General features: G+C 66.6%; 18 protein-coding genes and 3 tRNA genes. 10 read left to right on the top strand and 11 right to left on the bottom strand.

Annotated features, from left to right (window positions below):
* Positions 1–11 precede the first annotated feature (11 nt).
* From tuf to PSEK12I1_RS0123365, 7 genes are all read right to left on the bottom strand, one after another.
* Entirely contained in the window at positions 12–1,205 is a 1,194-nt protein-coding gene (gene tuf / locus PSEK12I1_RS0123395; protein WP_027603089.1) for an elongation factor Tu, read from the bottom strand.
* Positions 1,206–1,289: 84 nt separating this feature from the next.
* A tRNA-Thr gene (locus PSEK12I1_RS0123390) sits at positions 1,290–1,365 on the bottom strand.
* 20 nt (positions 1,366–1,385) lie between these two features.
* A tRNA-Gly gene (locus tag PSEK12I1_RS0123385) sits at positions 1,386–1,459 on the bottom strand.
* A 22-nt stretch (positions 1,460–1,481) separates the two neighbouring features.
* Positions 1,482–1,566, bottom strand: a tRNA-Tyr gene (locus tag PSEK12I1_RS0123380).
* 220 nt (positions 1,567–1,786) lie between these two features.
* Positions 1,787–3,328, bottom strand: coding sequence for a phosphoenolpyruvate carboxykinase (locus tag PSEK12I1_RS0123375; RefSeq protein WP_027603088.1), 1,542 nt, complete (start codon positions 3,326–3,328; stop codon positions 1,787–1,789).
* Positions 3,329–3,432: 104 nt separating this feature from the next.
* The gene (gene hslO, locus PSEK12I1_RS0123370) at positions 3,433–4,326 is read right to left on the bottom strand and encodes an Hsp33 family molecular chaperone HslO (RefSeq protein ID WP_027603087.1); all 894 of its coding nucleotides are present in this window, start codon (positions 4,324–4,326) and stop codon (positions 3,433–3,435) included.
* A gap of 106 nt (positions 4,327–4,432) precedes the next feature.
* Positions 4,433–4,816 (bottom strand): RNA-binding S4 domain-containing protein, encoded by a 384-nt coding sequence (locus tag PSEK12I1_RS0123365; protein WP_007161254.1) that lies wholly within the window; start codon positions 4,814–4,816, stop codon positions 4,433–4,435.
* 118 nt (positions 4,817–4,934) lie between these two features.
* Between PSEK12I1_RS0123365 and PSEK12I1_RS0123360 the strand changes: the two genes are divergently transcribed.
* Genes PSEK12I1_RS0123360 through rimK form a run of 3 tightly spaced genes read left to right on the top strand, consistent with a single transcriptional unit; the run spans position 4,935 to position 7,105 of the window.
* The gene (locus PSEK12I1_RS0123360) at positions 4,935–5,711 is read left to right on the top strand and encodes an EAL domain-containing protein (RefSeq protein WP_027603086.1); all 777 of its coding nucleotides are present in this window, start codon (positions 4,935–4,937) and stop codon (positions 5,709–5,711) included.
* 15 nt (positions 5,712–5,726) lie between these two features.
* Entirely contained in the window at positions 5,727–6,203 is a 477-nt protein-coding gene (locus tag PSEK12I1_RS0123355; protein ID WP_027598255.1) for an ATP-dependent zinc protease, read from the top strand.
* On the top strand, positions 6,200–7,105 hold the full coding sequence (gene rimK / locus PSEK12I1_RS0123350; RefSeq protein WP_027598254.1) for a 30S ribosomal protein S6--L-glutamate ligase: 906 nt from the start codon (positions 6,200–6,202) through the stop codon (positions 7,103–7,105). Before PSEK12I1_RS0123355 ends, rimK begins: the two co-directional genes overlap by 4 nt.
* Before the next feature lie 170 nt (positions 7,106–7,275).
* On the opposite strand, the gene PSEK12I1_RS0123345 is transcribed toward rimK, so the two are convergent.
* Positions 7,276–8,595 (bottom strand): ATP-binding protein, encoded by a 1,320-nt coding sequence (locus PSEK12I1_RS0123345; RefSeq protein ID WP_027603085.1) that lies wholly within the window; start codon positions 8,593–8,595, stop codon positions 7,276–7,278.
* A gap of 137 nt (positions 8,596–8,732) precedes the next feature.
* Between PSEK12I1_RS0123345 and PSEK12I1_RS0123340 the strand changes: the two genes are divergently transcribed.
* The gene (locus PSEK12I1_RS0123340) at positions 8,733–9,605 is read left to right on the top strand and encodes an undecaprenyl-diphosphate phosphatase (protein ID WP_027603084.1); all 873 of its coding nucleotides are present in this window, start codon (positions 8,733–8,735) and stop codon (positions 9,603–9,605) included.
* A 172-nt stretch (positions 9,606–9,777) separates the two neighbouring features.
* Here PSEK12I1_RS0123340 and ompR read toward each other — a convergent pair whose 3' ends face one another.
* Positions 9,778–10,512: a two-component system response regulator OmpR gene (gene ompR / locus PSEK12I1_RS0123335; RefSeq protein ID WP_027598251.1), complete on the bottom strand. Its 735-nt coding sequence runs from the start codon at positions 10,510–10,512 to the stop codon at positions 9,778–9,780.
* 175 nt (positions 10,513–10,687) lie between these two features.
* Here ompR and PSEK12I1_RS0123330 point away from each other — a divergent pair, with 175 nt between their 5' ends.
* The 3 genes from PSEK12I1_RS0123330 to gshA all read left to right on the top strand — a co-directional run bounded on the left by PSEK12I1_RS0123330 (position 10,688) and on the right by gshA (position 15,180).
* Positions 10,688–13,006, top strand: coding sequence for a Tex family protein (locus PSEK12I1_RS0123330; protein ID WP_027603083.1), 2,319 nt, complete (start codon positions 10,688–10,690; stop codon positions 13,004–13,006).
* Between the two features lie 2 nt (positions 13,007–13,008).
* Positions 13,009–13,392: a PaaI family thioesterase gene (locus PSEK12I1_RS24065; RefSeq protein WP_051398714.1), complete on the top strand. Its 384-nt coding sequence runs from the start codon at positions 13,009–13,011 to the stop codon at positions 13,390–13,392.
* A 210-nt stretch (positions 13,393–13,602) separates the two neighbouring features.
* Complete coding sequence (gshA, locus tag PSEK12I1_RS0123320) at positions 13,603–15,180, top strand: glutamate--cysteine ligase (RefSeq protein WP_027603082.1); 1,578 nt, start codon at positions 13,603–13,605, stop codon at positions 15,178–15,180.
* A 798-nt stretch (positions 15,181–15,978) separates the two neighbouring features.
* Here the strand turns inward: gshA and argA are convergent.
* Both argA and argE read right to left on the bottom strand, forming a co-directional pair.
* Complete coding sequence (argA, locus tag PSEK12I1_RS0123315) at positions 15,979–17,277, bottom strand: amino-acid N-acetyltransferase (RefSeq protein WP_007161264.1); 1,299 nt, start codon at positions 17,275–17,277, stop codon at positions 15,979–15,981.
* 163 nt (positions 17,278–17,440) lie between these two features.
* Positions 17,441–18,601 carry an acetylornithine deacetylase gene (gene argE, locus PSEK12I1_RS0123310; RefSeq protein WP_027603081.1) on the bottom strand — a complete coding sequence of 387 codons (1,161 nt, stop codon included), beginning with the start codon at positions 18,599–18,601 and terminating at the stop codon, positions 17,441–17,443.
* Positions 18,602–18,771: 170 nt separating this feature from the next.
* On the opposite strand from argE, the gene PSEK12I1_RS0123305 reads away from it, so the two are divergent.
* The 3 genes from PSEK12I1_RS0123305 to PSEK12I1_RS0123295 all read left to right on the top strand — a co-directional run bounded on the left by PSEK12I1_RS0123305 (position 18,772) and on the right by PSEK12I1_RS0123295 (position 26,476).
* Positions 18,772–20,121 (top strand): inorganic triphosphatase, encoded by a 1,350-nt coding sequence (locus PSEK12I1_RS0123305; RefSeq protein WP_027598247.1) that lies wholly within the window; start codon positions 18,772–18,774, stop codon positions 20,119–20,121.
* A 189-nt stretch (positions 20,122–20,310) separates the two neighbouring features.
* Positions 20,311–22,092: a GspE/PulE family protein gene (locus PSEK12I1_RS0123300; RefSeq protein WP_027598246.1), complete on the top strand. Its 1,782-nt coding sequence runs from the start codon at positions 20,311–20,313 to the stop codon at positions 22,090–22,092.
* 37 nt (positions 22,093–22,129) lie between these two features.
* A complete protein-coding gene (locus PSEK12I1_RS0123295; protein ID WP_027603080.1) occupies positions 22,130–26,476 on the top strand; it encodes a PAS domain S-box protein in 4,347 nt (1,448 codons plus the stop codon).
* The last annotated feature ends 46 nt before the right edge of the window (positions 26,477–26,522 follow it).

Genomic DNA, 26,522 nt, shown 5'->3' with positions numbered 1-26,522 from the left:
AGATCAATCGATTACTCGATGATCTTGGCAACCACGCCGGCGCCGACGGTACGACCGCCTTCACGGATGGCGAAACGCAGACCATCTTCCATCGCGATCGGAGCGATCAGGGTGACAACCATCTTGATGTTGTCGCCCGGCATCACCATCTCGACGCCTTCCGGCAGTTCGCAGTTACCGGTCACGTCGGTGGTGCGGAAGTAGAACTGCGGACGGTAGCCCTTGAAGAACGGGGTGTGACGACCACCTTCTTCCTTGGACAGCACGTACACTTCGCACTCGAACTTGGTGTGCGGCTTGATGGTGTTCGGCTTGGCCAGAACCTGGCCACGCTCCACGTCTTCACGCTTGGTGCCACGCAGCAGCACGCCGACGTTCTCGCCAGCACGGCCTTCGTCCAGCAGCTTGCGGAACATTTCAACGCCGGTGCAGGTGGTCTTGACGGTGGCCTTGATGCCCACGATCTCGACTTCTTCCTGGACCTTGACGATGCCACGCTCGACACGACCGGTTACCACGGTGCCGCGACCGGAGATCGAGAACACGTCTTCGATCGGCATCAGGAACGGCTTGTCGATGGCGCGCTCGGGCTCGGGGATGTAGGAGTCCAGGGTCTCGACCAGCTTGCGCACGGCGGAAACGCCCATCTCGTTGTCATCCTGACCGTTCAGAGCCATCAGCGCGGAGCCGATAACGATCGGAGTGTCGTCGCCCGGGAAGTCGTAGGTGTTCAGCAGATCGCGAACTTCCATTTCGACCAGTTCCAGCAGCTCGGCGTCGTCAACCATGTCGGCCTTGTTCAGGAACACGACGATGTAGGGAACACCTACCTGACGGGACAGCAGGATGTGCTCGCGGGTCTGCGGCATGGGGCCGTCAGCAGCCGAGCAAACCAGAATCGCGCCGTCCATCTGGGCAGCACCGGTGATCATGTTCTTCACGTAGTCGGCGTGGCCGGGGCAGTCGACGTGCGCGTAGTGACGGATCGCCGAGTCGTACTCAACGTGGGAGGTGTTGATGGTGATACCGCGAGCCTTTTCTTCCGGCGCGTTATCGATCTGGTCGAAACCACGAGCGGAACCGCCCCAGGTATCAGCACAGACCTTGGTCAGCGCTGCGGTCAGAGTGGTCTTGCCATGGTCAACGTGACCAATGGTGCCCACGTTCAGGTGCGGCTTGTTACGTTCAAACTTTTCTTTAGCCATCGACACTCTCTCCCTTCACGAATTGAGCAAAGCAATGCCGCCATTAAAACAAAGGCAGATATTTTCATATCTGCCTTTTTAAGATGGAGCTCATGAGCGGATTTGAACCGCTGACCTCACCCTTACCAAGGGTGTGCTCTACCAACTGAGCTACATGAGCGAAACATTTGCCAGTCAAACTGGAGCGGGTAGCGGGAATCGAACCCGCATCATCAGCTTGGAAGGCTGAGGTTCTACCACTGAACTATACCCGCAGAGCCTAACGCTCTAGCAATCTGGTGGAGGGGGAAGGATTCGAACCTTCGAAGTCTGCGACGTCAGATTTACAGTCTGATCCCTTTGGCCACTCGGGAACCCCTCCAAAGTGAGGCGGCATTTTCTTTATCTGCCCTCCTCTTGTCAAGGATCTTTTTAAAATCTCCTTAACAATCAGTGCTTTCGCCTCGCTCGCTAGCGTTATCAGCGAAAGCGGGCGCAGTTTATGCAACCACGGCGGAGTGCGCAACCCCAAAACGCAAAAAAAGCTTAAAAAACAAAGGCCGCCCTAGCGGCGGCCTTTGTTTGCAGACGGTGACCCCCTATTACAGCTGGGGACCGGCCGCCACGATGCCTTCGGAGACGCCGGAGAACTTCTTGAAATTCTCGACGAACTTGCCGGCCAGCTCCCGAGCGGCGGCGTCATAGGCGGCGCCATCCTGCCAGGTGTCGCGCGGATTGAGCAGAACGCTGTCCACGCCTGGCACGGCGATCGGGACGTCGAGATTGATGACCGGCACATGGCGAGTCTCGGCACCGATGAGGGCGCCGCTCTGAATGGCCGCGATCACCGCGCGAGTGGTGGGGATGTTGAAGCGCTTGCCCACGCCGTAGCCACCACCGGTCCAGCCGGTGTTGACCAGGTACACCTTGGACCCGAAGCCCTGGATGCGCTTGATCAGCAGATCGGCGTACTCAGCCGCCGGGCGCGGGAAGAAGGGCGCACCGAAGCAGGTGGAGAAGGTCGACTTGATGCCGGGACCGGAACCCATCTCGGTCGAGCCGACCAGGGCGGTGTAGCCGGACAGGAAGTGATAGGCCGCCTGCTCATTATTAAGGATGGAAACCGGGGGCAGCACACCGGTGAGGTCGCAGGTCAGGAAGATGACCGCATTGGGCTCGCCACCCAGGTTGTGCTCGGCGCGCTTGTCGATCAGCTCGCGCGGATAGGCCGCCCGGCTGTTCTGGGTCAGGCTGTCGTCGGCATAGTTGGGCTGACGGGTCTGGGGATCCAGGACCACGTTCTCCAGCACGGCGCCGAACTGGATGGCCTTCCAGATCACCGGCTCGTTCTTCTCGGACAGGTCGATGCACTTGGCGTAGCAGCCACCTTCCATGTTGAAGACGGTGCCCACGCCCCAGCCGTGCTCGTCGTCACCGATGAGGTAGCGGCTCTGGTCGGCGGACAGGGTGGTCTTGCCGGTGCCGGAGAGGCCGAAGAACAGGGTGACATCCCCCTCCTCGCCCACGTTGGCGGCGCAGTGCATAGGCAGCACATCCTTTTCCGGCAGCAGGAAGTTCTGCACCGAGAACATGGCCTTCTTCATTTCGCCGGCGTAGCGCATGCCGGCGATCAGCACCTTGCGGGCCGCGAAGTTGATGATGACGGTGCCGTCGGAATTGGTGCCGTCACGCTCGGGCTCGCAGACGAACTCGGGCGCATTGAGGATCTCCCAGGCCGGCTTGGACTGGGGATTGTATTCGGCCGGATTGATGAACAGGCAGCGGCCGAACAGATTGTGCCAGGCGGTCTGGGTGCGCATGACGACGGGCAGGTAGTGCTCGACATCGGCGCCTACATGGACGTGGGAGACGAATTGATCACGCTCGTCCAAGTAGGCGCTGACGCGCTCCCACAGCGGGGCGAACTTCTCCTCCGGGAAAGGCCGGTTGATCGGCCCCCAGTGGATGGCGTCGCGCGTGGAGGCTTCCTCGACGATAAAGCGATCTACCGGCGAACGCCCCGTGCGATGCCCCGTCTTGACGACCAGCGAGCCATTGGCGGCCAGCTCTCCTTCGCCACGTCGCAGGGACTCTTCCACTAACTGCGCGACGCTGATATCGGTATACACGTTGGCTTTCGTCATTTCGTTCCCCATGGCCCTGGGCCGTTCCTCATGCTTGTAGCTCTTACACGGCAGAACTACACGTTGCGGGATTATGCCAGAAAGCCTTCGGGCTTTTGCAACGGCTAGTGCCGGGTATTTCCTGGGGTTTGCGTGCCGCCGCCCGCAAAAATCTGCGCGATATCGGCGGCGTCGAAGACCTGCTGCTCATTGCAAAACTGACAATCGACCCGAATTTGTCCGTCCTGTTCATCGAGCAGACTCTCGACGTCCGGCTGCCCCATGCTGATCAGGGCATTGGCCGCCCGATCGCGGGAGCAGCTGCAGCTGAAGGCCACCGGTTGCTCGTCGAACAGACGCACCGTTTCCTCGTGGAACAGGCGATGCAGGATCACCTCGTTGTCGAGGCCCAGCAGTTCTTCAGCGGTGAGGGTATCGGCCAGGGTGACGACGTGCTCCCAGCTGTCCTGGCGGGCCTGGGCATCCTTGATACGCGACGGCGGCAGCTGCTGGAGCAGCAGGCCACGGGCGCGGCGACCATCGGCATTCAGCCAGAAACGGGTGGGCAGCTGTTCCGAGGTGGCGAAGTAGCCGGACAGGCATTCGGCCAGGTTCGCGCCCTCCAGCGGGACGATGCCCTGGTAACGCTGACCGTGGCGGGGATCGATGGTCAGGGCCAGGACGCCATCAGGCATGAGCTCACCCAAAGAGGCGGACGTGGTGATCTCGCTTTCTTCGTAGCGGGCGATGCCGCGCACCTCGCGCTCGCTGGAGCACTCGACCATGAGCAGCGGGATCGGCCCGCTGGAACGCGCCTGCAGCACGAGCAGCCCTTCGAACTTGAGGGTTCCGCACAGCAACGCGGCCGCCGCCAGCATCTCGCCCAGCAATTGGGCGACGGGCTCCGGATAGGCGTGCTTGGCGAGGACCTCGACATAGCTGCGATCCAAGGTGGCCAGTTCGCCGCGGACATCGGTTTCATCGAACAGGAAGCGCTGGGTGAAATCGTGGGAAGTCATGAACTACCTATATAAGGAAGGAGGCCGCGAAGCCTGACGCTGCGGCACACGCCAGGGCCGCCGAGCGGTCCTGGCCATTGAGAGGATCCGGCGAGTCGCGACGGGATCAGTCGTCGAACGGATGGACGTACTCGCGGAACTGGTGGATCTGGCGCCGCTGCTTCTTGGTGGGACGGCCGTCGGTCTGCAGGCCGAGGTTGCCCGCCTTGCGCGCCGCAGCGGCCTGTTCGCGCGCCTTGAGGCTTTCCGGCGTCTCGGTATAGAGCTGCTGGGCCTCGGGCGCACCACGGCGGTTCTGCGACAGGGCGACGATCACCACGGTCTTCTCGTCATAGCCCTGACGGATGGTGAGGACATCGCCGACACGCGGCTCCTTGCTGGGCTTGCAGCGTTCGCCACGGCACTGGACCTTGCCGCCTTCGAGGGCCGCCTTGGCCAGCGCGCGGGTCTTGAAAAAACGTGCCGCCCAGAGCCATTTATCAAGGCGCATCCGTTCTTCAGTGTGATCTACTGCATACATCGAATAAAAGGTCCCCTATTGGGTCTTAGACTCTTCTCAAGAACTCTAAACCATCGGACCGACGCTGCAAGCGCGCCTCTGGAGAGCCATGACCACATTCTTTCCTTCCGACCTGACCGGTCAGACCCGCTGCGCGGGGTGCCAGCAGTCGGAACCCCTGGGCTTCGACTTCGACTTTGCCTATCAGCCCATCGTGGATCTGGGCAGAGGCGCGGTCTTCGCCCGGGAAGCGCTGGTGCGCGGACCAGGCGGCGAAGGCGCACTGTCGGTGCTCAATCAGGTGACCGACAGCAACCGCTATAGATTCGACCAGCTCTGCCGCACCAAGGCCATCGCCACCGCGGCGGCCCTGGGCATGCAGGAGAGTCTCTCGATCAACTTCCTGCCCAACGCCGTCTATCGTCCGGAATTGTGCATCCGCAGCACTCTGGCCGCCGCGCGCGAGCATGGCTTTCCCCTGGAGCGCCTGATCTTCGAGACGGTGGAAACCGAGCACGTGGCCAGCAACCACCTGACGCACATCCTGCGCGAATATCAGCAATTCGGCTTCAAGACCGCCATCGACGACTTTGGCGCCGGTCATTCCGGCCTGACCCTGCTGGCCGAATTCCAGCCGGACCTGGTCAAGCTCGACATGGCGCTCATCCGCGGCATCGACCAGGATCAGGTGCGACGGACCATCGTGCGCAACCTCATCGTCATGTGCCGCGAACTGGGTACCCAGGTGATCGCCGAAGGCGTGGAGACCGTCGCCGAACGCGATTGCCTGCGGGACCTCGGGATCGAGCTGATGCAGGGCTATCTGTTCGCCAAACCAGCCTTCAAGCAGCTCGTTGATCCGCAACATTTAGGCGGAGGCCACTGATTTCAAGGAGCAGCGATGAGCAATTCCGCCGAACCGGTCATTATCGGCCTGAGTGAGTGGGTGGCCCTGCCCGATCTGGGCGTGGTCGGGCTGAGAGCCAAGATCGACACCGGCGCCAGTACCTCGGCGCTGCATGCGACAGAAGTCCAGCCGTTCATGCGTGGCAAGGAGCGCTGGGTGAGATTCACCGTGCACCTGGGCACCCTGGTCCAGTCCCGGCACCGCCATTGCGAAGCACCGCTGGTGGCGAAAAAGACCATCCGCAGCTCCAATGGCATCGCCCAGACCCGTTACGTCATCCGTACCCTGCTGGCCCTGGGCGAGTGCCAGTGGCCGGTGGAATTCACCCTGGCCTGCCGCAAGAGCATGCGCTATCGCATGCTGCTCGGCTCCAAGGCGTTGATCGATGGTGGCCTGCTGGTGAATCCGGCCGTCTCCTATGCGCAAGACAAACCCCAGTTGTCCCTTACTCCGGCCTCCGGTGCCCCATGAAAATCGCCGTTCTCTCGCGTAACCCCAACCTGTATTCCACCCGGCGCCTGGTCGAGGCCGGCGTCAGCCGCGGCCATGAGGTGGTCGTGGTCGACACCCTGCGCGCGTACATGAACATCGCCAGCCACAAGCCGCAGATCCATTACCGTGGCAAGCCGCTGGAAGGCTTCGATGCGGTCATCCCGCGCATCGGCGCCTCGGTGACCTTCTATGGCTGCGCGGTGCTGCGCCAATTCGAGATGCAGGGCGTCTTTCCGCTCAACGAGAGCGTGGCCATCAGCCGTTCGCGCGACAAGCTGCGCTCCCTGCAACTGCTCTCGCGCAAGGGCATCGGCCTGCCGGTGACCGGCTTCGCCCACTCGCCGGACGACGTACCGGACCTGATCCAGATGGTCAACGGCGCCCCCCTGGTGATCAAGGTGCTGGAAGGCACTCAGGGCATCGGCGTGGTGCTTTGCGAAACCGAGAAGGCGGCCGAGTCGGTGATCGAGGCCTTCATGGGGCTCAAGCAGAACATCATGGTGCAGGAATACATCCGCGAGGCGGGCGGTGCGGACATCCGCTGCTTCGTGGTCGGCGACAAGGTGATCGCGGCGATGAAGCGCCAGGCGGCACCCGGGGAATTCCGCTCGAATCTGCATCGTGGCGGCACCGCCAGCCTGATCAAGATCACCCCCGAGGAGCGCATGACCGCCCTGCGCGCGGCCCGGGCCATGGGCCTGAGCGTGGCCGGGGTGGACATCCTCAGATCCAACCACGGCCCGCTGGTGATGGAGGTCAACTCCTCGCCCGGCCTGGAAGGCATCGAGCAGACCACCGGCAAGGACGTCGCCGGGATCATCATCGAATACCTGGAAAAGAACGCCGAGCCGGGGCTGACACGGACCAAGGGCAAGGGCTGAGGCCGTGGTTTGGGAGGTTGGGCTGTGCTGGCGTCTGGCCCAACCTCCCTATCTCCTGATAGATCGCGCGCGAGCCCGATGTCGAGGCCATTTCGCTATGTCACAGCATCGCGGCCATGGCGGTCCGCCGATGCGGCCGCTCCTACAAAGTGCAGAAGCAGCGTTCGGCGTCAGCTGGCGCTGCGGGGCAGCAGCAGGCCCAGGGGCAGCAGTACCCGGGCTTCCACCCCGCCACCTTCGCGATTGCGCAGCTCGGCACTGCCGCCGTGCTGCGCGGCAATGCGCTTGACGATGGCCAGGCCCAGCCCGGAACCGCTGACGGTGCGGGCGCGATTGCCGCGGGTGAAGGGATTGAAGATGTCCTGCAGGTCCTTGGGATCGATGCCGGGACCGCGATCCATCACGCTCAGGGCGACATAGGGCGCGGTGGCGGAACCCGCCACCTGACCGACCACCTCGATACCGCCACCGCCGCCATGGCGCAGGGCGTTTTCCACCAGGTTGGTCAGTAGCCGCTTGAAGGAGATGCGCCGCACCGGCAGCGGCGGCAGCACGTCCAGCATCAGCCGTACCCGCTCCGTCTCCTGGTTGTAGGGCGCCACCACCTGGCGGGCCAGTTCGTTGAGGTTGGTGAGCTCCTGGGGTTCGTCCCGCCCATCGCGGACGAAGGCGAGGAACTGGTCGAGGATGGCGTTCATGTCCTCGATGTCGCGGATCATGTCCTCGGCCTCTTCGCGCTCGGCCGGCGGCATCAGTTCCACCGCCAGACGCAGTCGGGTCAGGGGCGTGCGCAGGTCGTGGGAGACCCCGGCCAGCATCAGTTCGCGTTCGCGGCCGGCCTGCTCGACGTCTTCGGCCATCTGGTTGAAGGCGTGGTAGACATCCTGGATCTCGCTCGGGGCATCGGTCTCCGGCAGCCGCACGCTGCGGCCCTTGCCCAGCTCGCGCGCGGCGTTCACCAGGCGCCGCAAGGGCTGGTTGAGCTGCCGCACGAAGACCCAGGCGGCGCCCACGGACAGCAGGCCGATGGCGAAAAACCAGCCGAGCACGCTCCAGATATGCTGGCCACGCAGCGGGTGGGCCATCAGCGGAATCTTGATCCAGTCCGGTCCCAGGCTCGGCGCCAGCACCCAGAGCGCCGGACCGTGCTGGACCCGCACCCGCACCTCGGTCTCCTCGCCCAGTTCCTGTTTCATCTGGCGCTCGAAGATCTCGCTGTAGGGCCAGTGGTATTCCCCGGCCGGCACGGTTTCCGGTGATTCGTAGCGCAGACCGGCGGCCTGGGCGATGCGCGGTCGCTCGGACTCCGGGGTGGCCCAGTAGGCCTTGAGCGTCAGGGCCGCGCCATGGCTGTACTGCCGATCGACCAGGACGTCCTCATTGAGCAGCAGATAGACCAGGGTCAGCGCCTTGGAAAACAGCACCGCGAGCAGGACCATCCACAGCGAGCGGGCGAAGAAACTCTGGGGAAACCAGCTGGGCGCCTTCATTGGCCAGGATTTCCGCGCAAAACGGCGCGAAAGCCATCACAACCTCTGGGATTGCAAGGTCCAGATAGGCCACCGGACACGGACACATTCGGATACATTTGCTCGTCCATTTCTTCCCTTCAACCTGGAGTTCTCTCGTGTCCGACATCTGCCAGACCGGCCTGGACATCGGCTTCGCCTCGCTCAGCTACGCGCAGATCGCCTTTCTCGGCGTGGTGCAGGGTATCACCGAGCTGCTTCCCATTTCGTCCACGGCGCACATGCGGGTGGTACCGGCCCTGCTCGGCTGGCGCGACCCCGGCTCGGCCTTTTCCGCCGCCATGCAGATGGCGGCGCTGGCCGCGGTGATCAGCTATTTCTGGCGCGATGTGAGTGGCGTGACCCGCGGCAGCCTGGCCGCGGTGCGCCAGCGCGACTTCGACAGCCCGGACTTCCTGCTGGCGGTGATGATCGTGCTGGCGACCATTCCCATCTGCATCGCCGGTCTGCTGCTGGCGCCCCTGCTCAACGCCTGCGACTCGCCGCTGCGCGGCCTCAGCGTCATCGGCTACGCCTGCCTGGCCATGGCCGCGCTGCTGGCGCTGGCGGAGCGGATCTGCCGGCACAACAGGGACATCTCGCAAATGCGGCTGCGCGATGCGCTGATCGTGGGGATCGCCCAGGTCGGAGCGCTGATTCCGGGCGTGTCCCGCTCGGGCTCGACCCTGACCGCCGCCATGTTCCTCAATCTGCGTCGCGAAGAAGCCGCACGCTTCTCCTTCCTGCTGGGTCTGCCGGCCATCGCCCTGGCCGGACTCAAGGAGCTGGTGGTGCTCTGGCACGCGCACATCCCGGCCGAAGCCTGGTCGCTGCTGCTGGTGGGATTGCTGGTGGCGAGCCTGTCGGCCTTTGCCGCGATCTGGGGCCTGATGCGCTTTCTGGAGCGCTTCTCGACCTGGCCCTTCATCATCTATCGCGCGCTGCTGGGGATTTTCCTGCTGATCGGCGTGCATCAGGGGCTGTTCGCCTGAGCCTATTCAAAGTCAGCTGCGCGTCGGCCAAACAGCGTTGAAAAGACCTTCGGAATGCTCATTTACGCCTTGTAAACTCCGCTTCCTCAGGTCTTTTCGCCTCGTTTGACTCTAGCTCGCAAGACTTTGAACACGCTCTGTATCGTCGACACCTAAGTGTGGCGGTGAGAGCTTATTTGCCGGCGCCGTCCGGCACGAAGACGTAGCCCACGCCCCAGACGGTCTGGATATAGCGCGGCTTGGACGGATCGGGTTCGATCATCCGGCGCAGGCGCGAGATCTGCACGTCGATGGAGCGCTCCAGGGCATCCCATTCGCGACCGCGGGCCAGGTTCATCAGCTTGTCGCGGGTCAGCGGCTCGCGGGCGTGGTCGACCAGTGCCTTGAGCACGGCGAATTCGCCGGTGGTGAGCATGTGGGTCTCTTCGCCGCGCTTGAGCTCGCGGGTGGCCAGGTGCAGGGCGTAGTCGCCAAAGGTCACCACCTCGTCGGTCCCGGCAGGGGCGCCGGGCACCACCGGCGCCTGACGGCGCAGCACGGCCTTGATGCGGGCCACCAGCTCCAGCGGATTGAAGGGCTTGGCCAGATAGTCGTCGGCGCCCTGGTCGAGGCCCTGGATGCGGCTGCCTTCGTCGCCCTTGGCGGTTAGCATGATGATGGGGATGCGGTTGCCGCTCTCGCGCAGCCGGCCGCAGGCGGACAGGCCGTCTTCGCCGGGCATCATCAGGTCCAGCACGACCAGGTTGAAGACCTCGCGCGCCAGCAGGCGGTCCATCTGTTCGGCGCTCTCGACGGTGCGCACGCGATAACCCTGCTCGGCCAGAAAACGCTCCAAGAGGCGACGCAACCGGGCGTCGTCGTCGACGACCAGGATCTTTTCACCTTCCGGGGCAACGGGGGTGCTCATAATATCTCCTTGTGATCTAGCACTGGATTATGCCGTAGGCCATCCGACCGCGGCATTGGGCCATTGTTAGCAGATTTTGCCCACTCCGGGGTGGCGGTGCCGGCATGGGAGGCAGGGCTCCGGCGGGCTCGGGTATACTGCCGCCCGCTTTTTCTCGTGCAAGCCAGGTAGCCCGATGGATATCAATAGCCGCATCGCCGAAGAGCTCGGCGCCCGCCCGCAACAGGTCGCCGCCGCCGTGGCCCTGCTCGACGAAGGGTCGACCGTGCCCTTCATCGCCCGTTACCGCAAGGAAGTCACCGGCAGCCTGGACGACACCCAGCTGCGTCATCTCGAAGAGCGGCTGCGCTATCTGCGCGAGCTGGAAGAGCGCCGCGGCGCGGTGCTGGCCTCCATCGAGGAGCAGGGCAAGCTGACCCCCGAACTGGCCCGCGAGATCAACCTGGCCGACACCAAGACCCGCCTGGAAGACCTCTATCTGCCCTACAAGCAGAAGCGCCGCACCAAGGGCCAGATCGCCCTGGAAGCCGGCCTCGGCCCGCTGGCGGAGGCGCTGCTGCAGGATCCGACCCTGACCCCGGAGTCCGAAGCCGCCGGCTATGTCGACGCGGACAAGGGCGTGGCGGACGTCAAGGCCGCCCTGGAAGGCGCCAAGTACATCCTCATGGAGCGCTTCGCCGAAGACGCCGACCTGCTGGCGCGGCTGCGCGGCGTCCTGCAGCAGGACGCCATCCTCAGCGCACGACTGGTGCCTGGCAAGGAGACCGAAGGCGCCAAGTTCAGCGACTACTTCGAGCATGACGAGCCCTTCAAGGCGGTGCCCTCGCACCGCGCCCTGGCGATCTTCCGCGGCCGCAACGAGGGCATCCTCAGCGCCGCGCTCAAGCTCGGCGAAGAAGGCCCGGGCATCGCCCATCCCTGCGAAGGCCTGATCGCCGCGCATTTCGAGCTGAAGAACCAGGGCCGCGCCGCGGACAAGTGGCTTTCCGAGGTGGTGCGCTGGACCTGGAAGGTCAAGCTCTATACTTCCCTGGAAACCGACCTGCTCGGCGAGCTGCGCGAAAAGGCCGAGGAAGAGGCCATCGCGGTCTTTGCCCGCAACCTGCACGACCTGCTGCTGGCCGCGCCGGCCGGCCCGCGCACTACCCTGGCGCTGGACCCGGGTCTGCGTACCGGCTGCAAGGTCGCCGTGGTGGACGCCACCGGCAAGTTGCTGGCCACCGATACAGTCTATCCCCATGCGCCGCGCAATCAGTGGGACCAGACCCTGGCCACCCTCGGCGTGCTCTGCACCAAGCATGGCGTGGACCTGATCGCCATCGGCAACGGTACCGCCAGCCGCGAGACCGACAAGCTGGCCGGCGAGCTGATCAGCAAGTACCCGGGACTCGGCCTGACCAAGGTGATGGTCAGCGAAGCCGGCGCCTCGGTGTATTCCGCCTCGGAACTGGCTGCCCGGGAATTCCCCGAGCTGGACGTCTCCCTGCGCGGCGCCGTGTCCATCGCCCGCCGCCTGCAGGATCCGCTGGCCGAGCTGGTGAAGATCGAGCCCAAGTCCATCGGCGTGGGCCAGTACCAGCACGACGTCTCCCAGCTCAAGCTGGCGCGCAGCCTGGACGCCGTGGTGGAAGACTGCGTGAACGCCGTGGGCGTGGACGTGAATACCGCCTCCGCCGCCCTGCTGGCGCGGATCTCCGGGCTCAACACCACCCTGGCGCAGAACATCGTGCAATTCCGCGATGCCAACGGCGCCTTCGCCACCCGCGAGGCCCTGAAGAAGGTGCCGCGCCTGGGCGACAAGACCTTCGAGCAGGCCGCCGGCTTCCTGCGCGTGATGAGCGGCGCCAATCCGCTGGACGCCTCGGCCGTTCACCCGGAGACCTATCCCCTGGTGCAGCGCATCGCCGCCGACACCGGTCGCGACATCCGCTCGCTGATCGGCGATTCGGCCTTTCTCAAGCGTCTGGATCCGAAGAAGTTCACCGATGAGAGCTTTGGCCTGCCGACGGTGACCGACATCCTCCAGGAACTCGACAAGCCGGGTCGCGATCCGCGTCCGGAGTTCAAGACCGCGGTGTTCCAGGACGGCGTGGAAAAGCTTTCCGACCTCAAGCCCGGCATGGTGCTGGAGGGCGTCATCACCAACGTCACCAATTTCGGGGCCTTCGTCGACATCGGCGTGCACCAGGACGGCCTGGTGCACATCAGCGCGCTGTCGGAGAAGTTCGTCAAGGATCCCTACGAGGTGGTCAAGGCGGGCGACATCGTCAAGGTCAAGGTGATGGAGGTGGACGTGCCGCGCAATCGCGTGGGACTGTCCATGCGCATGGGCGACACCCCCGGCGAGAAGGTCGACGGCAAGCCCGGCGGCCAGGCCCGCGGCAACGGTGGCAAGCCGCGCACCGACAAGGGCGCCCCGCGCCAGACCCAGGCCGCGCCGGCCAATAATGCCATGGCGTCCCTGTTCGCCAACGCCAAGCAACTGAGGAAATAGGCATGAGCGGTTCTCTCGCAGGCAAAGACAGCGCCTTCAGCACCCTGCTGGGCATGACCATCCACAAGGCCGAGGGTGGCGAGTCCGAGGTGCGCATGAGCGTGCAGGACACGCTCATCAACCTGCACGGCAAGCTGCACGGCGGTGCCATCTTCTCGCTGATCGACACCGCCCTGGGCCAGGCCAGCCACAGCCTGTTCGATGGCCAGGCCGGCAGCGTGACCCTGGAATGCAAGGTCAACTACGTGCGTGGCGTGAGCGACGGCGAACTGGTCTGCCGCGCCCGGGTGATCCACCCGGGCCGCAAGACCCATGTGCTGGAAGCCCAGGTGCATCAGGGCGACAAGCTGATCGCCCTGGCCCAGGCGACCTTCGCCTGTCTGTGACCGGCCAGAGCGGGCGGCAGCGAAGCGGCGCATATCGCCCTTTGCCGTCGCCTGAGCTACGCTGGGAGACAACTGAGCGGGTTGCGGTCTGAGGCTTGAACCCGGACCGCAGCAGTGACTGCTGCCCCCGCGTCGGCCCTGGCCGGCAACCCTCATTTCAGTCGGTTTCTTCTACCCTGCCCGGGGCGAGTACCGCTATAGGAAGTCAACTTGAGCGATATCCTGTCCCGCCGCCTGGCCCTGCTCGGCGCTGATCCCACCCTTCTGGCCGAATGCCTGCACGGCATCGAGCGCGAGACCCTGCGGGTGGACGCCCGTGGCCAGCTGTCCTGCCGCCCCCATCCCCGGGCGCTGGGCTCGGCCCTGACCCATCCGCAGATCACCACGGACTACTCCGAGGCCCTGCTCGAATTCATCACCCCCACCGGTACCCGCACGCCCGAGGTGCTGGACGCGCTGGATCGGGTGCATCGCGCCGCGGTCGCCGAACTCGACGGCGAGCGCCTCTGGAGCGGCTCCATGCCCTGCGCGCTGCCGGCGGAGGACGAGATCCCCATCGCCGACTACGGCAGCTCCAACATCGGCCGGCTCAAGCACGTCTACCGCCGCGGCCTGGCCCTGCGCTACAGCCGCACCATGCAGTGCATCGCCGGCATCCATTACAACTTCTCGCTGCCGGAAGCGGCCTGGGAACTCCTGCGCCAGCAGGAAGGTGACGCCCGCGATGCCCGCGACTACCAGTCTGCGCGCTATATCGCCCTGATCCGCAACTTCCGCCGCTACAGCTGGCTGTTGATGTACCTGTTCGGCGCCTCGCCGGCGCTGGACGCAGGCTTCCTGCGGGGCCGGCCACATCGGCTGCAGACCCTCGACGAGCGGACCCTGTACCTACCCCATGCCACCAGCCTGCGCATGAGCGACCTGGGCTATCAGAGCAACGCCCAGGCCAGCCTGACGCCGGACTACAACGATCTGACCACCTATACCGAGAGCCTGAGACGCGCGGTGGGTACGCCCTACCCGCCCTATGCGGAGATCGGCACCCACCAGAACGGCGAGTGGGTGCAGCTCAACACCAACATCCTGCAGATCGAGAACGAGTACTACGCCACCATCCGCCCGAAGCGCGTCACCCGCAGCGGCGAGCGGCCGGTGCAGGCGCTGATGGCGCGCGGCGTGCAGTACATCGAGGTGCGCTGCCTGGACATCGATCCCTTCCTGCCGCTGGGCATCGATACCACCGCCGCGCTGTTCCTCGACGCCTTCCTGCTCTATTGCGCCCTGGAAGGCAGCCCGCCGCTCAACGGCGAGTGCAGCGAATGCACCGACAACTTCGCCAGCGTGGTGCGCGAAGGCCGCAAGCCGGGCCTGCGCCTGCAGCGTCATGGCGCCTCGGTGACCATGATCGACTGGGCGGCGGAGATGCTCGACCAGATCGAGCGCTGCGCCGAGACCCTGGACGCGAGCCTGGGCGGGGACGCCCATCGCCGGGCGGTGGCGGTGCAGCGGCAGAAGGTCGCCGATGTCCGCCTCACCCCCTCGGCGCGGGTGCTGCAGGAGCTGCGCGAAAGAGGCGAGAGCTTCGCCGACTTCGGTCTGCGCCAGAGCGAGGCTCATGCGGCCTATTTCGCCAGCCACCCGCTGAGCGCCGGCGAGCAGGCCTGCTATGCCCAGATGGCACGCCAGTCGCTGGAAGAGCAGGCGGAGATCGAGGCGGCGCCCCAGGGGGATTTCGATACCTTCGTGGCGGCGTATCAGGCGAGCATTCTGGCGACGATCGGGGTGTAGATACGTAGGTTGGGTTGAGCGAGAGCGAAGCCCAACGGTGCTAGGGCCAACCATCATCTTGATATCCCAGCTGATTATCGAATTTTGCTGGCACTTCTTGTTTCGCTCTCCCGAGCGAGTCACTTTTGTCAGTCGCGACAAAAGTAACCAAAACCGCTTGCCCCGGACATCCGGCCCTGCGCTGCGCTCCGGGTGACTCGCGTTGCTCGCCCTTCGGGCCAGCCTACGGCTGTTACTTCGCTACGCTACGTTTCGCTCACGCCAGCGCCGTTCCGGGGTCGGTCCAGATGGGCCGTCCATGGCCCACTGGACCTCTCGCCGCATCCATGCGGCTCGACACACTCCACGACACTGGCGTTCACCCTCCTGAACGGGGCGATTCGCCAGCCTGGAGGTTCTGGATGAAGAACCCTGAACAGCCCGTAGCCCGTAGCCCGTAGCCCGTAGCCCGTAGCCCGTAGCCCGTAGCCCGTAGCCCGTAGCGTGGACAACGGCGAAGCCTTGTCCACTGAGCAACGGAGCCCATTAGTGGAAAACGCTGCGCGGTTTTCCACGCTACGAGCCTAGGCGCCAGCGGGCGAATCGATGGTTGACGAGGGCGCCTTCCGGCATCAATGCAGGAAGAGCCAGCTCCGCCTTGTAGCGGTTTCCGTTGGGACTGGCGCTATCGCGGCCATGGGCCGCTCCTACAGGCGTGCCTTGAATGTGTAGGAGCGGCCCATGGCCGCGATGACGGAGGGGCTTGGCGGTATTGGCTTCGACGATGCAGCCGTCTCAGCCCAACCTACGGGCGCACCCCTACAAGCCCTTCTCGAAGATCTTCGAATTGCGCTGGAAGTTGTACAGAGATGCCCGCGCCGCAGGGAGGCGCTCCACGCTGCTGGGTTCGAAGCCGCGTTCGCGGAACCAGTGGGCGGTCTTGGTGGTGAGCACGAACAGGGTGCTCAGGCCGCGCTCGCGGGCGCGTTGTTCGATGCGGGCCAGCAGGGCGTCGCCGCGACCGCCGTGGCGGTAGTCGGGATTGACCGCGAGGCACGCCAGCTCGCCCGCCGCCGAGTCGGCGATGGGATAGAGCGCCGCGCAGGCGATGATCAGGCCTTCGCGTTCGACGATGCTGAATTGCTCGATCTCGCGCTCCAGCACCTCGCGGGAACGGCGCACCAGGATGCCCTGTTCTTCCAGCGGGCGGATCAGCTCCATCAGGCCGCCGACGTCGGCGATGGTCGCCTCGCGCAGGGTCTCGAAGGGTTCCTGGGCCACCAGGGTGCCGCTGCCGGCGCGGGTGAAGAGTTCGGTGAGCAGGGCGCCGTCCTCGGCGTAGCCGACGATGTGGCAGCGACGTACGCCGCCGCGGGTGGCCTGGGCGGCGGCGTCGAGCAGTTCGGCCTGGTAGGAGCTGCCCAGGCGCGCCAGATGGGTGGGGATCTGTTGCGGGCCGATCTCGCGGATCAGGGCGCCGTGTTCGTCCAGCAGGCCCGGTTCGGCGCCGTAGAGCACCAGCTTGTCGGCGCCCAGGTCGATGGCGGCGCGCATGGCGACGTCTTCGCAGGCCAGGTTGAAGGTCTCGCCGGTGGGGGAATAGCCCAGCGGCGAGAGCAGCACGATGGTGCGCTCGTCGAGCAGGCGGCCGATGCCGCGGCGGTCGATGCGGCGGACTTCGCCGGTGTGGTGGAAGTCGACGCCATCCTGTACGCCCACCGGGCGCGCGGTGACCAGATTGCCGCTGGCGACGCGCAGCCGCGAGCCCTGCATGGGCGAGGCGGCCATGTCCATGGACAGGCGCGCCTCGATGGCGCTGCGCAGGCTGCCGACGGCGTCGATCACCGCTTCCAGGGTCGGGCCGTCGGTGATGCGCAGGTCGTTGTAGAAGCGCGGCTCGATGCCACGCGCGGCCAGGCGCGATTCGATCTGCGGACGGGAGCCGTGCACCAGCACCAGGCGCACGCCCAGGCTGTGCAGCAGCACCAGGTCGTGGACGATGTTGCCGAAGTTGGGATGGGCGACGCCGTCACCGGGCAGCATGACGACGAAGGTCGCGTCGCGGTGGGCGTTGATATAGGGCGAGGCGTGGCGAAGCCAGTTGACGTATTCGTGCATCGAGACGAAGACCCTTTGAGGATAGGCGGGAGGGTGAACGAGGGCAGGCAGGGCGTTCAGCGTCGTCGCAGCACGGGGGTTCCTCGACAGGGAGCGGATGGGCAGACAGCCTCAGTAGACCGTCTGGAGTTTACAAAAAGTCACGCCGGACGCGCGGGTCTGTTCATCGGACCGCTGCGGCCGCGCCCAGGCAGTAGTGGCCGATCAGCTGCTGCAGCAGCTTGACGGTAGGCGCGATCCGCGCCAGCGCCAGGTGCTCCTCGGGCTGGTGCGCGCAGCTGATGTCGCCGGGGCCGAGCACCAGTACCTCCTGGGTGATCGCCTGCAGATAGGGCGCCTCGGTGGCGAAGGCCACGGCCTCGGCGCTATGACCGGTGAGACGCTCGGCCAGGCGCACCAGTTCGGCCTCGGCGGGCTGCTCGAAGGGCGGTACGGCGGGAAACAGCGGCTGGTAGTCGATCCGTACCCCGAAGCGTTCGGCGACCGGCAGCAGCCGCCCGCGGATGGCCTGGCGCAGGGCTTCGGGCTGCATGCCCGGCAGGGGGCGCAGGTCGAATTCCAGGGCGCACTGGCCGCAGATGCGGTTGGGATTGTCGCCGCCATGGATGCAGCCCAGGTTGAGGGTCGGCTGGGGCACCAGGAACAGCGGATTGCGGTATTCGCGCTGCCACTGGGCGCGCAGGTCGAGCAGCTCCCCCATCACCGCCTGCATGGCGTCCAGGGCGCTGTGACCCAGGCTCGGATCGGAGGAGTGGCCGCTCTGGCCGAGGATGTCGATGCGCTCCATGAGGATGCCCTTGTGCAGGCGGATCGGCCGCAATCCGGTCGGCTCGCCGATCACTGCGGCGCGCCCCAGGGGGCGGCCGGCTTCGGCCAGTACCCGGGCGCCATCCATGGAGGATTCCTCGTCGCAGGTGGCCAGCACGATCAGCGGCTGGCGCAGCTGGCGCGGATCCAGGTCGCGCACCGCCTCGAGGATCAGCGCGAAGAAGCCCTTCATGTCGCAACTGCCCAGGCCGTACCAGCGATCGTCGGCGTCGCGCAGACGCAGGGGATCGGCCTGCCAGAGGGCGGCGTCATAGGGTACGGTATCGGTATGGCCGGCCAGCACCAGACCGCCCGGTCCGCTGCCCAGGGTGGCGATCAGGTTGAATTTGCCGGGTGCTACCTCCTGGGTCTCGCAGGCGAAGCCCAGGGCGCCGAACCAGTCGCTCAGGCGGGCGATGACGCCGGCGTTGGACTGGTCCAGCGCCGGCTGGGTGCAGCTCACCGAGCTTTCGGCGATCAGGGTTGAGAACAGAGCTTTCAGCGCGGGCAGGGTCATGCGGGGTCTCCTGGTCACGCCTCCATCATGGCGCCATCCGCCGCGCGATGAAACCTTCATGCGCCAGGGGGGCGGGACGGGCTAAACTAGCGCCCACGTTCTCGCCGTCCGTCGTCATGACGCGCTCGGCACGGAGCCGGACCGTTCTCTTCCGGCGCCAGGATCCTCCAATGGCCAAAGAAACCGAAATCAAGCTGCGCGCCAGTGCGGCGACCCTCGACGCCCTGCGCGCTCATCCGCTGCTGAAGAAGCGTTGCAAGGACGGCTGGCAGCGCCACGAGCTGTCCAACTGCTATTACGACACCGACACCCGCGACCTGGCCCATGCCAAGGTCGCCCTGCGTGTGCGGCGTGATGGCGAGCGTTTCATCCAGACGCTCAAGAGTCGCGGCCAGAGCCTGGCCGGGCTGTCCGAGCGCAACGAGTGGGAATGGCCGCTGGCCGATGCCACCCTGGACACCGCGCTGTTCGACGACAGCTGCTGGCCGGCGGAACTGGCCGACCTGGACCTGCGCCGCCTGCAGCCGGTGTTCGACACCGATTTCGTCCGCGACGCCGCGGAGATCGCCTGGGGCCGGGGCAAGGCCCGGACCATCATCGAAGTCGCCCTCGACCAGGGCGAGGTGCGTGCCGGCGACCAGCGCGAGGCCATCGCCGAGGTCGAGCTGGAATTGCGCCAGGGCGAACCGGCCGCGCTGCTGGAACTGGCCGAGCAACTAGCCGCCGAATTCCCGCTGATGCCCTGCGACATCAGCAAGGCCGAGCGCGGTTATCGCCTGCACGATGCGGCGAGCTACACCCTCTATCTCTCTGCGCCGGAACTCGACGCCGAGACGCCGCTGGACGAGGCCGTCGCCCGCCTCGGCGGACACCTGCTGGCCGGCAGCCAGCGCCTGGCCGAACAGTATCGCTGGAACGGCCACTGGCGCCTGCTGGTGGACTGGGTGCACCAGCTGATCGACCTGCGCGCCCTGCTCGGCAGCCTTGGTCAGGCCGCGCCGCGGGCCACCAGCCGCGACCTGCGCCAGACCCTCGACGAGCTGCTCGCCGACTGGCGCCCGCTTGCCGCCATCGGCCAGGACGACGAGGAAGCCCGCCGCCAGGCACCGCAGCGCTTCGCCGCCGAACTGGAGCAGCCGCGCTGGGGCCTGTTCTCCCTGCGCGCCGCGCGCTGGCTGCACGAGCGCGCCTGGACCCAGGGCCGCACCGGCCGTGGCGAACGCCAGGGCGCGACGCCCCTGGGCCAGTGGCTGCCGCGCTTCCTCGCCCTGGAAGCGGCCGAGCTGCCGCTGCTGCGCGCCATCACCGAACCCGAGTTGATCGAGCAGCAGCTGCCGCGCCTGGAGCGCATGCAGGTCTGGCTGCACCTGGCGCGGGGCGCGCTGGACCTGCCCGAAGCCGATCGGCTGTATGGCGAACTGGGCAAGCTGGCGCCGCTGAGCGCCCATGGCGATCTCGCCGGGGTGGCCGAGCAGGCGCGCCTGGTCCATGGCCTGGCGCCCTGGAAAGCCCTGGCCTGAGCCGCCGAATGGCGGGAACGGCTGGCGCATCCGGCCGTCCATCCTGATGGCACAAGGCCGCGAGCGATTCCTTAATACAAAATCGCTATGCTGGAGGAGGCGACCAACCTGGCGGGTAGCGCAGGCGGGTCGTCCCCGGTCAGGCACCGGGCGCCACCCCGAGTGCGACCACCTTTTCAAGGAGTCCAGATGTCCGCCATAGCTTCCCCTTCCGCTGATCGTTGGCTCGACCTGGGCGACATCCTGCGCGAGCTGGTCAGCCAGCAGCGGATCGACCAGCAGACCGCCGAACAGTGCCTGCTCCTGCGCCGCGGTTCGGCCAATCCGCAGCAGCATCCGCTGGAGTTCCTGGCGGCGCAGAGCGTGGACGACCTCAGTCGCCCGGGGCGCAAGCTGGATCTGGACAGCCTCACCCGCTGGCTCGCCGAGTATTCCGGCCAGCCCTTCTACCGCATCGATCCGCTCAAGGTGGACGTGGCCTCGGTCACCCCGCTGATGTCCTACGCCTTCGCCCAGCGCAACAAGATCCTCGCCGTGGCGGTGAGCCCGGACGAGGTGACGGTGGCCAGCGCCCAGCCCTTCGTGCACAGCTGGGAAAGCAACCTCACCCATGTGCTGCAGCGGCCGATCAAGCGCGTGGTGGCCAGCCCGGCGGACATCACCCGCTACACCCAGGAATTCTTTCGCCTGGCGCGCTCGGTCACCGGCGCCTCGGCGGTGGAGCAGAAGACCAGCGGCGTCGGCAACTTCGAGCAGCTGGTCAATCTCGGCGCCGCCGATGGCGAGCCGGATGCCAACGACGCCCACATCGTCAACATCGTCGACTGGCTGTTCCAGTACGCCTTCCAGCAGCGCGCCAGCGACATCCACGTCGAGCCGCGTCGCGAGCAGGGTGCGGTGCGCTTTCGCATCGACGGGGTGCTGCACACCGTCTACCAGTTCCCGGCCCAGGTCACCCTGGCGGTGGTCAGCCGGATCAAGAACCTCGGGCGCATGAACGTCGCCGAGAAGCGCAAGCCCCAGGACGGCCGGATCAAGACGCGCATGGCCGGCGAGAAGGAAGTCGAACTGCGCCTGTCGACCATGCCCACCGCCTTCGGCGAAAAGCTGGTGATGCGGATCTTCGACCCGGACGTGCTGCTCAAGAGCTTCGACCAGCTCGGCTTTTCCGCCGACGACCTGCGCCGCTGGGCCGGCATGACCGGGCAACCCAACGGCATCATCCTGGTCACCGGTCCCACCGGTTCGGGCAAGACCACCACGCTGTACACCACCCTCAAGCAGCTGGCCACGCCCGAGGTCAACGTCTGCACCATCGAAGATCCCATCGAGATGGTGGAGGACGCCTTCAACCAGATGCAGGTGCAGCCCAACATCGAGGTGACCTTCGCCAGTGGCGTCAGGGCGCTGATGCGGCAGGACCCGGACATCATCATGATCGGCGAGATCCGCGACCTGGAAACCGCCGAGATGGCCATCCAGGCGGCCCTGACCGGGCACCTGGTGCTTTCCACCCTGCACACCAACGACGCACCCAGCTCGGTGAGTCGCCTGATCGAACTGGGCGTGCCCTACTACCTGATCCGCGCCACGGTGCTCGGCGTCATGGCCCAGCGGCTGGTGCGGACCCTCTGCCCGGCCTGCAAGACGCCCACCGAACTGGACCCGGCCGCCTGGCAGGAACTGACCAAGCCGTGGAACGCCCCGCTGCCCACCGGCGCCATGCAGCCGGTGGGTTGCCCGGAATGTCGGGACACCGGCTATCGCGGTCGTGCCGGGGTATACGAAATCCTCACCCTCTCCGATAGTCTGCGCGAACTGGTGACGGCGGATACCGACATCACCGCGCTGCGGCGGCAGGCGTTCAAGGAAGGCATGCGCAGCCTGCGGCTGTCCGGTGCGCAAAAGATCGCCGCCGGCTTCACCACCGTGGAAGAAGTCCTGCGCGTCACGCCCCAGAGCGAACGTTAGGTCCAGCAGCCCGCGAGCGGAACAAGGATAGCCAGCCGTGCAGACAACCGTCGTGAACCCTGCCGTGGGTGCCGAGGACGCCGAGCAGCGTCGTCGCCGCCAGGCGCTCCTGGCCACCTGCGGCCTGCTCGACGGCCAGCCGGAGCCGGCCCTCGACGACCTGGTGGAACTGGCGGCCACCCTCTGCGAGACGCCCATCGCCGCGGTCAACCTGCTTGGCGAGGAGCAGCAGCTGTTCATCGCCGAACGCGGCCTGGGCGTGGCGGAAATTCCCCTGGCGCTGTCCTTCTGCCAGCACCTGCACGACGCCCGGGAAGCGCGGCAGATCGAGGACCTGAGCCAGGATCCGCGCTTTACCGACAATCCCCTGGTGACCGATCCGGCCGGGCTGAGATTCTATGCCGGCGCCCCGCTGCGGACGGCCGAAGGCGTCTTTCTCGGCACCCTCTGCGTGCTCGACTGGCAACCGCGCGAGCTGAACGCCGCACGCCTGAGCGGCCTCGAACGCCTGGCGCGCCAGGTGCTGCGCCTGTTCGAGACGCGGCTGCAGGCGGCCTCGCCGGCGCGGCACAGCACCCTCGACGAAACCCACTACCGCGCGCTAATGGACGTCAATCCGCAGATCATCTGGTTCGCGCGGCCCGATGGCAGCTTCGAATACGCCAATCGCTACTGGTACGAATACAGCGGCCTGAGTCCGGCCAGCGTGGTCGCCGACCCCGATCTCTGGGCCGGCGCCATCCATCCCGAGCAGCGTCCGCAGCTGTTGCGGCGCTGGCGCGAGGTGCGCGAGCAACGCGTCGCCGGCAGCCTGGAATTGCAGCTGCGCGATGCCGAGGGTCACTATCGCTGGTTCGAAACCCGCACCATGCCCTTCACCAATGCCAGCGGCGAGATCGAGCACTGGGTGGGCGTGGCCCAGGACATCGACAGCCGCAAGCGGGCGGAAACGGCGCTGCGGGAGAGCGAGGCCTTCGCCCACCTGCTGCTCGAATCGACCCACGAGGGCTTCTGCGCCCTGGATCGCCAGGGCCGTGCCACCCTCTGCAACCGCGCCTTCCGGCAGATGCTCGGCTTGCCCGAGGACCGCGACATCCTCGGCGAGCGCCTGGACACCCGGCTCAGCTCCGCCCGCAGCGAGGATGGCGCCCGCGCCCTGCAGCGCGCCGCCAGCGAAGGCGCCACCCTGCACCTGTCCGCCGACGCCCTGCTGCGCGAGGACGGCAGTCTGCTGCCGGTGGAATGGCGCGCCCAGCCGCTCTGGCGCGACGGCGAGGTCCAGGGCGCCATCTGCACCTTCGTCGACCTCAGCGAACGCATCCGCAGCCATGACCGCCAGCGCTTTTTGCTCGAACTGGGCGACCTGCTGCATGGCGTGACCCACACCGGCGAAGTCGCCTCGGTACTGGGCGACAGCCTCGGCCACCTGCTCGCCGTGCAGCGCATCGGCTATGCCCGGGTCGGCCGCGACGGCAGCCTGACCATCGACAGCGACTGGCTCGAACAGGGCCGAACCCACCGTCTCAACCTGCCCAGCCTGGCGCACTGGCACACCTCGGCGGTGGAGGAGCTGCGCCGCGGCATCATCGTCAGCGTGGAAGACAGCACCCAGGACAGTCGCCTGGGCGAGATGCGCACCCAGTTGGTGGAGCATGGCGTGCGCGCCGGCCTGGTGGTGCCCCTGCTCGCCGAAGAACAGCTGGTGGGTCTGCTGTTCCTCTATGCCGACACGCCCCGCCACTGGACCATCGGCGACGTCGCCCTGGTACGCGAGGTGGCCGAGCGCATCCGCATCGTCATCGAGCGCACCGCCGCAGCCGACGCCCTGCGTCTGGCCGAGCAGCGCATCGCCCTGGCCATGGACGTGGCCGACCTGGGCGTCTGGGACTATGACATCGACCGCGACCTGATCAGCTGGGATTCGCGCCTCGCCCATCTGGTCGGGGCCACGGAGCGCCGCTGCACCCTGCGCGGCGCGGCGCTGCTGCGCGCCCTGCACCCCGCCGACGCGCCCCGGGTGCGGGCCTATGTCAGCGCGGCCATCCAGGGCGGCGGCAATGCCTATGACCTGCGGCTGACCTTTCGCGTGCGCAGTCCGCGCCAGGGCGAACCGGTGTGGCTGAGCATCCGCGGCCGCGAACGCCTGGAGCCCGGCGGCCAGCGGCGGCTGGTGGGCATCGCCCGCGACATCACCCGCGAACGCCATGACGCCGATCGCATCAGCGAGACCAATCGCCAGCTGCGCCGGCAGATCGAGGAGCGCCGCGCCGCCGAAGCCCGCCAGCACGCCCTCATCGAACTGGGCGACCGCCTGCGCGAAGGCGACCCGGAAAGCGCCGGGGTGGCCGCGGCCCTGGAACTGGTGGGTACCCGACTGGGCCTGCGCCGGGTCGGCTATGCCCGTCTGGACGAGAATCGCGGCACCTTCGTCCCGCACCAGATGTGGACGCCCAATGGCCACTTCGACCAAGCCCTGGCCTATCCGCTGCTCGCCCCCGACAGCCTGGGCAGCCAGGAGGGCGAAGCGCCCCTGGTGATCGACGACGTCAGCCAGGACCCGCGCGCCCAGGCCAATGCGCAGCGCCTGCTCGACCTGGAGATCGCGGCGCTGGTGGACATCCCGCTCTATGAAGACGGTCGCCTGCGCGCACTGTTCGTCGCCCATGACCAGCGCGCCCGGTTGTGGACGGAAGGCGAGGTGCAATTTCTGCGCGACGTCACCGACCGGCTCTGGTCGGCCATCTGCCGGCAGCGCTCCCAGGACGCCCAGCGCGAGAGCGAGGGCCGTTTCCGGCTCATGGCCGACAGCGCCCCGGTGCTGATCTGGGCTTGCGACGCCGACGGCCAGCTGCAATTCGTCAACCAGCGCTTCGCCAGCGAATTCGATCTGCACGACGCCGATCTGCACGATCAGGGCTGGAGCGCCCTGCTGCCGGACAGCGAATGCCCGGCCTTCGAAGGCGCCTTCAAGCAGGCCGTCGCCACCCACAGCGCCCTGCGCGCCGAGGTGCGGGTGCGCAACGCCCAGGGCGAATGGCGCTGGCTGCGCCTGGAGGGCACCCCGCGCCTGGAGCTCGACGGCGAATTCCATGGCCTGGTGGGCTGTGGCGTAGACGTCACCGAGGCACGGCAGACCACCGACCAGCTGGAGCAGCGCATCGCCGAGCGTACCCAGGAACTAGGGCGCAGCCATGCGCGGCTGATCGCCGAGATCTACGAACGCGAGCGCACCGAGGAAGCCCTGCGCCAGTCGCAGAAGATGGAAGCCATCGGCCAGCTCACCGGCGGCATCGCCCACGACTTCAACAACATGCTCACCGGCATCGTCGGCGCCCTCGACCTGATCCGTCTGCGCATCGCCAACGGCCGCACCCAGGACCTGGATCGCTACATCAACGCCGCGGTCAATTCGGCCGACCGTGCCGCCGCCCTCACCCACCGGCTGCTGGCCTTCGCCCGCCGCCAGACCCTGGACCCGCAGCCGGTGGACGTCCACCAGCTGGTCGCCTCGCTGCAGGACCTGCTGGTGCGCACCGTGGGCGAAAACGTCGCCCTGCGCCTGGATCTGGCGCCGGTCGCCTGGCTGGCCCACAGCGATACCCACCAGCTGGAAAACGCCCTGCTCAACCTGGTCATCAATGGCCGCGACGCCATGCCCGCCGGCGGCGAGCTGTGCATCGCCACCGCCAACCTCAGCCTCGACGCCGAGGCGGCGGCCCGCGAATCCCTGACCCAGGGCGACTATGTGCGCCTTAGCGTGGCCGACACCGGCACCGGCATGCCACCGGAGGTCAAGGCCAAGGCCTTCGAACCCTTCTTCACCACCAAGCCGGCCGGCCAGGGCACGGGGCTCGGCCTGTCGATGATCTACGGCTTCGTCAAGCAGTCCGGCGGCACCGCGCGCATCGACACCGAACAGGGCCAGGGCACCACCATCAGTCTCTATCTGCCGCGCCATCCGGAGGTGGCGGCCGCCGCCACCGATCAGCCGACGCTCAAGGTCGCGCCCCGCGCCGAGGCCGGCCAGACCGTGCTGGTGGTGGAGGACGAATACGCGGTGCGCATGATCGTGCTGGAGGTGCTCGCGGAGCTGGGCTACACCGCGCTGGAGGCGAGCGATGCCGATGGCGCCCTGCCGATCATCGAGAGCGATCAGCGGCTGGACCTGCTCATCAGCGACGTCGGCCTGCCCGGCATGAACGGCCGCCAGCTCGCCGAGATCGCCCGTGGCCAGCGCCCCGAGCTCAAGGTGCTGTTCATCACCGGCTATGCCAAGAACGCCAAGGTGCGCGGCGAATTCCTCGGTGAGAACATGGACATGCTGATCAAGCCCTTCGACATCGATGCCCTGGCAGAGCGCATCCACAGCATGATCCAGCACTAGGCGCCGGCGAAGAAGCCGGCACAGGGCGCTGGAACTCAAAGGACGT

It is taken from the genome of Pseudomonas sp. MOIL14HWK12:I1 (genome assembly GCF_000510705.1).
In the GTDB taxonomy this organism is placed as follows: Bacteria; Pseudomonadota; Gammaproteobacteria; order Pseudomonadales; family Pseudomonadaceae; genus Chryseomonas; species Chryseomonas oryzihabitans.
The sequence above is the reverse complement of the archived record's forward strand: the minus strand, read 5'-3'. Positions and strand labels throughout refer to the sequence as shown.

Coding starts and splice junctions, on each gene's coding strand:
- tuf (WP_027603089.1), bottom strand. CDS start 1,205: ATGGCTAAAGAAAAGTTTGAACGTAACAAGCCGCACCTGAACGTGGGC.
- PSEK12I1_RS0123375 (WP_027603088.1), bottom strand. CDS start 3,328: ATGACGAAAGCCAACGTGTATACCGATATCAGCGTCGCGCAGTTAGTG.
- hslO (WP_027603087.1), bottom strand. CDS start 4,326: ATGACTTCCCACGATTTCACCCAGCGCTTCCTGTTCGATGAAACCGAT.
- PSEK12I1_RS0123365 (WP_007161254.1), bottom strand. CDS start 4,816: ATGCGCCTTGATAAATGGCTCTGGGCGGCACGTTTTTTCAAGACCCGC.
- PSEK12I1_RS0123360 (WP_027603086.1), top strand. CDS start 4,935: ATGACCACATTCTTTCCTTCCGACCTGACCGGTCAGACCCGCTGCGCG.
- PSEK12I1_RS0123355 (WP_027598255.1), top strand. CDS start 5,727: ATGAGCAATTCCGCCGAACCGGTCATTATCGGCCTGAGTGAGTGGGTG.
- rimK (WP_027598254.1), top strand. CDS start 6,200: ATGAAAATCGCCGTTCTCTCGCGTAACCCCAACCTGTATTCCACCCGG.
- PSEK12I1_RS0123345 (WP_027603085.1), bottom strand. CDS start 8,595: ATGAAGGCGCCCAGCTGGTTTCCCCAGAGTTTCTTCGCCCGCTCGCTG.
- ompR (WP_027598251.1), bottom strand. CDS start 10,512: ATGAGCACCCCCGTTGCCCCGGAAGGTGAAAAGATCCTGGTCGTCGAC.
- PSEK12I1_RS0123330 (WP_027603083.1), top strand. CDS start 10,688: ATGGATATCAATAGCCGCATCGCCGAAGAGCTCGGCGCCCGCCCGCAA.
- PSEK12I1_RS24065 (WP_051398714.1), top strand. CDS start 13,009: ATGAGCGGTTCTCTCGCAGGCAAAGACAGCGCCTTCAGCACCCTGCTG.
- argA (WP_007161264.1), bottom strand. CDS start 17,277: ATGCACGAATACGTCAACTGGCTTCGCCACGCCTCGCCCTATATCAAC.
- argE (WP_027603081.1), bottom strand. CDS start 18,601: ATGACCCTGCCCGCGCTGAAAGCTCTGTTCTCAACCCTGATCGCCGAA.
- PSEK12I1_RS0123305 (WP_027598247.1), top strand. CDS start 18,772: ATGGCCAAAGAAACCGAAATCAAGCTGCGCGCCAGTGCGGCGACCCTC.
- PSEK12I1_RS0123300 (WP_027598246.1), top strand. CDS start 20,311: ATGTCCGCCATAGCTTCCCCTTCCGCTGATCGTTGGCTCGACCTGGGC.